Below are 8,025 nucleotides of genomic sequence, written 5' to 3'. Positions count from 1 at the left end.
CCTGCGATGAAGAGGAACGACAGCGCTATGGTTACAAAATGGTCACCGCTTATGAATTCCCCGAAGTAGGCGGTAAGTCCGACCGAAAAGATGCGGAGGTATATGCTAAGGCTCAACGGTTAATCCGATTAAACTACAGTGACGCCACGACCCTCTATCGGATCAATATGGGCTGGGCGAATCAACAATCCCCTGCAGCGCCGGGATTCCTATTGAACCTGGAACGGGGCTATTGGGCAAGTAATCCCAAGGATACAGACGACCCCAATGATAAGGCTGCCGGTTCTCAAAAGCGGGTCGTACCTTATGTGACCGATACGAAAAACGCACTCATCATGGCTTTTGATACCTTATCCGACCCCGTAGCCATGGCGAGCCTCCAATCTGCCTTCAAAGAAGCCATTCAAAAGCATTTCCAAATTGAACCCAGAGAACTCTCTTGCGAAGCGATGCCCTCTTTGAACAACCGCAAAGAAATTTTGTTTTATGAAGCCTCTGAAGGCGGCGCCGGCATATTGCGGCAGCTGGTCGAAGATCCCAAAGTCATTCCCCTGCTAGCGCGCTGCGCCCTCGAGATCTGCCATTTCGATCCCGATACCCTGGAAGATCAGGGAGCAGATACCTGCGGTAAAGCCTGTTACAATTGCCTCTTGGACTATGCCAACCAATCTGACCATCAACTGTTGGACCGCTTCCGCATTCGCGATTTTTTGAAAGAACTGATGGCGGCGGAATGCAAGCCGGCCGGCGGCAGGGGCTCCCGTGAGGAACGCATGATCGCATTGCGCAAACGCTGCGACAGCGAATTAGAAAAAAAATGGTTGGATCAAATAGACCAATTCATGCTCCGGCCTCCCGGTGCCGCCCAACATCTTATCGAATCCTGTTCCACCCTCCCCGATTTCTTCTATCATGAGTATAATGCCGCCATCTACATTGACGGACCGATACACGACAGGCCCGAGGAGATACGCAAAGATGACGAGATCACCAACCGCCTGATAGCGGCCGGCTATATCGTTGTTCGGTTCCAGCACAAAGAAGACTGGCCGGAAATTTTCCAACGCCATCCTGATATCTTCGGAGAACTTCAAGTATGAACACAGCCGCTTTATCAAAACCAGGTACCCTCGTACGCGCACGGGGACGCGAGTGGGTCGTACTCCCCGAATCCACGGACAAGCTGCTTATGGTTCGCCCCTTGGGTGGACTCGACCAAGAGATCGTCGGCATCTTGCCGAAGATTGAAAGCGTTGAATCTGCAGCCTTTTCCCTGCCAACGCGCAATGACCTGGGTGATTTCAGTTCGGGACGCCTCCTGCGCGATGCGGCACGGCTCTCCACACGGGCGGCAGCAGGACCCTTCCGAAGTTTCGCAAGGATTGCCGTAAATCCGCACCCCTATCAATTGGTGCCCCTTATGATGGCCTTAAAACTGGATCCCGTGCGAATGCTCATTGCCGACGACGTCGGTATCGGCAAGACCATTGAGGCGGCGCTCGTAGCCCGTGAACTTATCGACCGCGGCGAAATCAGCCGCCTCGCCGTACTCTGCCCGCCCCATTTAGCGGAACAGTGGCAAAAAGAGTTGTCTGAAAAGTTTCATATTGACGCCGAACTTGTGCTCAGCAGCACCATTCAACGGCTCGAACGAAATCTGCCCGTTGGCGTGTCCGTCTTCGACCGTCACCCCTTTCTCATCGTATCCATCGATTTCATTAAATCGGACCGACGGGCGGACGACTTCGTATTGAAATGCCCCGAACTTGTTATCGTAGATGAAGCTCACGGCTGCACCGTCACCGGCGGTGCGCGACGGGGCAGACAGCAACGCTATAATCTCCTTAAAAAAATCGCCAAGAAGCCTGACCAACATCTGCTCCTCGTCACGGCAACGCCCCACAGCGGCAACGAACAAGCCTTTCGATCCTTGCTCGGATTGCTGGACGATACCTTCATCGATTTGCCAAGCGACCTGGAAAGTAAAGAACGCGAAGGAATCCGGCGCAAGCTTGCCCGCCATCTCGTACAACGGCGCCGTGCCGATATCACCCAATATTTGGACACAAACACCCCCTTCCCCAAACGCTTAGACAAGGAAGTGACCTACGCCTTCAATCCGGAATACCGTGTCCTCTTCGATGATATGGTCAACTTCGCCTGTGAACTTATCAACGATACAGAGGGCAGTGACCGCCGCCGCCGCGTGCGCTATTGGTCGGCTCTCGCCCTCCTGCGCTGCGTATCCTCCAGTCCCGCCGCTGCAGTCGCAACACTAAAGGCGCGTACAGAACTGGATAACCACTCCGACGACGAACTGGATGAGGTGGGCTCTAAAAGCGTGCTCGACCAAGATGACGTCGATGAAGTAACTGTCGTAGACCTGAGTCCCGGCGCTGACTCCGAAGAAGCAGCAGAACATACGCGCCGCAAACTCCTTGCCTTTGCCCGGCGTGCGGAAGCCTTTTTCGGAGCTTCCGATAGCAAACTGCAAACAGCCGTGGTGCAAATTAAATCACTGATTAAGGAAGGCTTCCAACCCATTGTGTTTTGCCGATTTATCGACACCGCCGAGTATGTCGCCAAAGAACTGCGCAGCGCCTTGCCCGACACCATCGAGGTCGAATGCATCACCGGTCAACTGCCCCCGACGGAACGGGAAAATCGTATTGAAACGCTGGTCAAAAAGGGTGGGGATTATGTCTTGGTATGCACCAATTGTTTGTCGGAAGGCATCAATCTCCAGGAAGGCTTCAATGCCGTCTTCCACTATGACATCTGTTGGAATCCCACCCTGCATGAACAGCGCGAAGGGCGTGTCGATCGATTCGGACAACGGGAACCCGTGGTGCGCGTCGCTACCTATTACGGCGCTGACAACCCCATTGACGGCGTGATCCTGAAAGTACTGCTCCGCAAACACAAAAGTATCAAGAGCGACCTCGGCGTAACCGTCGCCGTCCCTGATTCCGGTGATCAAATTACGCGCACCCTCATCGAAGGCGCCCTCTTCCGCATAAAAACAGGAGGCGTCCAAGACCAGATGGAATTCACTTTCGACGAGACCGTAAACAAAGCCGTTAAGACCATGGAAACAAAGTGGGAAAACGCACGGGAAAAAGAACGTGCCATTCGCTCACGCTTTGCCCAAAACCCCCTCGACGAAGATACCGTCGCAAAGGAACTTAAAAGTGTTCAGGAAGCCATTGGCAGCAACGACGATGTGGAGCGTTTCTTCTGCACCCTCCTCCCCGCTGCAAAAGTGGCGGTTAAAGAAGACAACAAGGCGGTAACGGTCACGATCAACGAAGAAACGCCCCGTTCCCTGCGCCAAGCCATGGGCAGTGAACAATCCTTCAAAGGACGCTTTCATCTGCCTCTCCAAAAAGGAGAACGCTACCTCGGCCGTACCGCTCCCATCGTGGAAGGCTTAGCAAGCTGGGCACTGGATCAGGCACTCGACTCGGACGCCCGGGATACCCGTGCCGTCGCCGCCCGCTGCGGGGTGATCCGAACGGCTGCCGTAAAGCAGCGAACCACCTTGCTTTTGGCACGCTTTCGCTATCATCTTCAATTCTCGAGAAAGCAGGAGAAGACGCTTTTATGTGAGGAAATTCTGCCCCTCGCCTGTACCGGCTCCCCGAATGAGGATCTTCAATGGCTTGACGTGGAAGAAAGCGAGGCATTGCTGACCGCCAGCCCCGATGATGGTCTCATCCGGACTGCCATAGACCAGCAGCTGGATTGGCTCCTGCCCGCCCTTCCCCGCTTCCAAGAGGCATTGATTGCCATAGCCGAAGGGCGCGCCGAAAAACAGCTGGAAGCCCACGAGCGTGTTCGCAGCGCTTCAAAGATGACGGGCGCCATTCACATTAAACCTGTACTCCCCGTGGACATTCTCGGGGCCTATGTACTGTTATCGAGGCTTTGAACATCATGACACGACGTACCCAAGAATTCGAGACCATCCATTCCGAAGGCGGACTTTTACCCCCCGATCTGCTCCGGAAAATTATTGGTACCAACGAAAAACTGCCCGGCAAGGAGCCCCGCGATTACCACATCCCCCAAGGGAACAGGCTCAACGAAAGCATTACCCACTCTTGGAATAGACTCCGCAGCCACTGGACCGAATTCCGCGAAGCTGCAAAAGATCTTAACGAAGGAGAAGCCGCTACGGGACTGACCAACGACAAATGGAATATCCCGCTCCTCCGGGAACTGGGCTTTGGGATACTGCCCACCGTTCCCGGCCCCGAAATCGACGGGCGCAGCTATGCCATCAACCGCTTCTATGGCGCAACGCCCATTCACCTTGTAGGCTGCGGTGTCAATCTTGACCGACGCAGCGCAGGCGTGCGGGGCGCTGCCGCCGTCAATCCCCACGGACTGGTACAGGAATTCCTCAACCGCAGTGAAGGCCATCTGTGGGCGATCCTGTCCAATGGATTCCGGTTTCGGATCTTACGAGATAACCAAGCCCTATCCCGTCAATCCTACCTCGAATTCGATCTCTATTCTATGTTTTCCGGAGAAGTCTACTCTGACTTCGTATTGTTTTGGCTCCTTGCCCATGCTACGCGATTCAGTCCCCGTGAAGAAGGGAACACTGCAAGCACTTTTTTAGAAGACTGGACTGCAATCGCTGCGGAAGAGGGGACCCGAGCACTGGAGTCGCTGCGCGGCGGTGTCGAAAAAGCCCTTCAAACACTGGGCCAAGGTCTTGTCGGCCATCGCCGTAACAGCGCCTTAAGAGATGCGCTGCGCAGTGAAGCGCTCTCCCTCAAAACCTTGCACGAGCAGCTCCTGCGCATCGTCTACCGCATGATCTTTTTGTTTGTGGCAGAAGACCGTAGCCTCGACGGCGTCTCTCTCCTGCATCCCCCCGATGATTCCGAAGAGGGCAGAGAAAAGCGCGCACGCTATGCCGCCCACTACAGCATGGCACGGCTCCGCCACTTGGCGGGGCAGATCAACGGAAGCCGTCACGGCGACCTCTGGCAGCAATTCAATCTTGTGGTAGGCGCCTTGTCCGGCAATGAGGCCTTTGCCCATGCCCGGGAAGAACTCGCCCTGCCCGCTCTCGGCAGTGATCTCTGGTCTCCAAAAAGCACCGACCGGCTCAACGCAGCCTCCTTGACCGGAGGCGCCGGTGTGGAGCTGGCGAACGTGGACTTCCTCGACACGATCCGCCATTTAGCCTTCACCCATCAAAACAAGAACTTACAGCCCGTGGATTACAAAAACCTCGGCTCCGAAGAATTCGGCGGCGTCTATGAGAGTTTCCTGTCCCTCACCCCCCAAATCAGCGGGGACAACAAACTATTTAGCTTTAAAGAATTTGCAGGCAATGAACGCAAGACCTCCGGCTCCTACTACACCCCAAGCAGCCTCGTACAAGCGCTCCTGGACTCTGCCCTTGATCCCGTCGTGGAAGAGACCCTCAAAAAGAAGAAGGGAAAAGACGCGGAAAAGGCGCTCCTTGCCCTCAAGGTCTGCGACCCCTCCTGCGGCTCCGGCCATTTCCTTGTCGGCGCAGCCCACCGCCTCGCACGCCATTTGGCCCGTGTCCGCGCCCACGGCGCCGGAGAAAGCGAGCCTTCCCCCGCCATCTATCAACACGCCCTGCGCGATGTCATCACCCACTGCCTCTACGGCGTTGATATCAACCCCATGGCCGTCGAACTCTGTAAAGTTACTCTCTGGCTCGAAGCACTCGAACCCGGAAAGCCCCTCTCTTTCTTAGACCATCACATTCAATGGGGCAACAGCCTGTTCGGAACGACCCCTGCCCTCCTTGCTCAAGGCATCCCGGACGAGGCCTTCACCGCCATTGAAGGGGACGACAAAATCTATTGTCAGAAGTATAAGAAACAAAACAAGGATGAACGTGAAACGGGACAGATGTATCTGGAACAAGCAATGCCCTGGGAACGCTTGGGAAATCTTGCCACAGCCCTATACGACATGGACACCATTCGGGATGATACCCTTGAAGGCGTTCAACAAAAAGAAGCACGATATGCCGAGCTCGTTGGATCCGACAGCTATCGCTCAGCACGACTCCTTGCTGATGCGTGGTGCGCCGCCTTTGTCTGGAAAAAAGAGAAAGACGAAGCACTTCCCTTCCCCATTACACAGGATATCCTACGGCGAATTGAAGGCAATCCCCATTGGACTCCGAAATGGATGGAAAGAGAGATCCAGGACTTGGCAGAATACTACCAATTCTTCCACTGGCACCTTGCTTTTCCCACTGTTTTTCAACCCCTGCCCCAAAGCGAAGTTGCCCGCCATGACAAGGGAGCGCAGAAAGACGACCCCCAAGGATGGACAGGCGGCTTTGACGTCGTCCTCGGCAATCCACCGTGGGAACGGGTGAAGATTCAAGAAAAAGAGTGGTTTGCAGAACGAAAACCGGAAATTGCAAGTGCTGCCAATGCTGCCGCACGAAAAGCCATGATAAAAAAGCTCAAAACCGAGCAACCCCAACTCTATCAAGACTTTAAAAAAGATCTGCGCAAAGCGGAAGGAGAAAGCCATTTTTTGCGCAACAGCGGACGCTATCCCCTATGCGGACGAGGCGATATTAATCTTTACCCTATCTTTGCAGAAGCAAACCGCAGTTTGCTCCAGCCCCAAGGCAGCGTGGGCTGTATCTTGCCCACAGGCATTTCGACCGACGCCACCACACAAATCTTTTTCCAAGAACTAATAGAAAGCAGATCCCTCATTAGTCTCTTTGATTTTGAAAATCGTATGAATATCTTTCCCGGGGTACACCGCAGTATGAAGTTCTGCCTCTTTACGGTAGGCTCACCATCCACCCAGCGCTTAACCCAAGAAATAGAATTCACCTTTTTTGCCCACACGACAGAGGATCTGCGCGATCCCGAGCGGCGTTTCACCTTGTCACCGGAAGAAATCACCTTGCTCAATCCCAACACGCGAACCTGTCCCACCTTCCGAACCCGCGCCGACGCCGAACTCAACAAAGCCATCTATAGACGTATTCCTATACTCATCCGAGAAAAACAAGACAATAAACCGGAAACGAACCTTTGGGGTATTAAATTTGGAACAATGTTCCATATGGCGAACGACTCAGGACTTTTCCACACCCGTGACCAGTTAGAGGAGCAGGGGGGACACCTGAAAGGAAACATATTTTCTACGCCCGCCAAAAATTATTTGCCCCTCTATGAGGCGAAACTCCTGCATCACTATGACCACAGATTCGCGTCTTATAAAGACGATAGCGGTCAGGGCAAGAAAACCGAGACTTACAATATCACTGAGGCGGAAAAAGATGATCCCCACGCCGTCATTCTTCCACGGTACTGGCTTGCAGAGGAACATATTACAGCAAAACTACGCCGTAAGGTAGATGTTGGCAATACACGCGCTGAAAACGCGGGAAAAGAGCTATTTGATACCACATTGCGTAGTACCGCAATACGGGATTCGTTGAACTCTCATGATGCCAATTCAATAATACAAGCTGAGCAACAAGAGAAGCTTGACTTAACGAAGGAATGGATGCTTGGTTTACGTCGGATAACTCACGCCACGAACCAGCGGACGGTAATAGCCTCGCTTCTTCCCGCTGTTGGGTTTGGAGACTCAGGCATAGTTGTTTCCATGCGTTGGCTTCCGTCTGTCCAATGGTCAAAGAAAACAATCTTACCTGATGAAATTCCCTCTCAAGAAGCGGCTGCTGCCTTGCTGATGGGCGCAATTCTTAACAGTGTAGTCTTAGATTTTTGCGTTCGAAATGCAGTGGGTAGTACGCAATTAAGCCATTTTTATATCAAGCAATTCCCCATCCTATCCCCTACCGACTTTCTAACTGATGTTTTCACCGGGACTTCTGCCGCTGCCTTTATTATCCCGCGGGCGCTCGAATTGAGCTACACGGCATGGGATATGAAAGGGCTTGCCCATGATTGCGGTTACTTTGGACCGCCCTTCCGATGGGAGGAAGAGCGCCGCTTTCTGATCCGCTGCGAGCTGGACGCCTTGTTT

General features: G+C 53.7%; 3 protein-coding genes. All 3 read left to right on the top strand.

What is annotated here, in order from left to right:
* Positions 1-1,100 (top strand): DUF1998 domain-containing protein (locus GX117_08580; protein ID NLO33395.1); only part of this gene is annotated, 1,100 nt, incomplete at its 5' end.
* On the top strand, positions 1,097-3,931 hold the full coding sequence (locus tag GX117_08575; protein NLO33394.1) for a DEAD/DEAH box helicase: 2,835 nt from the start codon (positions 1,097-1,099) through the stop codon (positions 3,929-3,931). The genes GX117_08580 and GX117_08575, both read left to right, overlap by 4 nt.
* A 5-nt stretch (positions 3,932-3,936) precedes the next feature.
* A partial coding sequence (locus GX117_08570) for an N-6 DNA methylase (GenBank protein NLO33393.1) occupies positions 3,937-8,025 on the top strand: 4,089 nt, incomplete at its 3' end.

The sequence above is a fragment of the Candidatus Hydrogenedentota bacterium genome (genome assembly GCA_012523015.1).
GTDB lineage: Bacteria > Hydrogenedentota > Hydrogenedentia > Hydrogenedentales > CAITNO01 > JAAYBJ01.
The sequence above is the reverse complement of the archived record's forward strand: the minus strand, read 5'-3'. Positions and strand labels throughout refer to the sequence as shown.

Bases quoted from the DNA above. Each gene is read 5' to 3' on its own strand.
- GX117_08575 (NLO33394.1), top strand. From the start codon at position 1,097: ATGAACACAGCCGCTTTATCAAAACCAGGTACCCTCGTACGCGCACGG.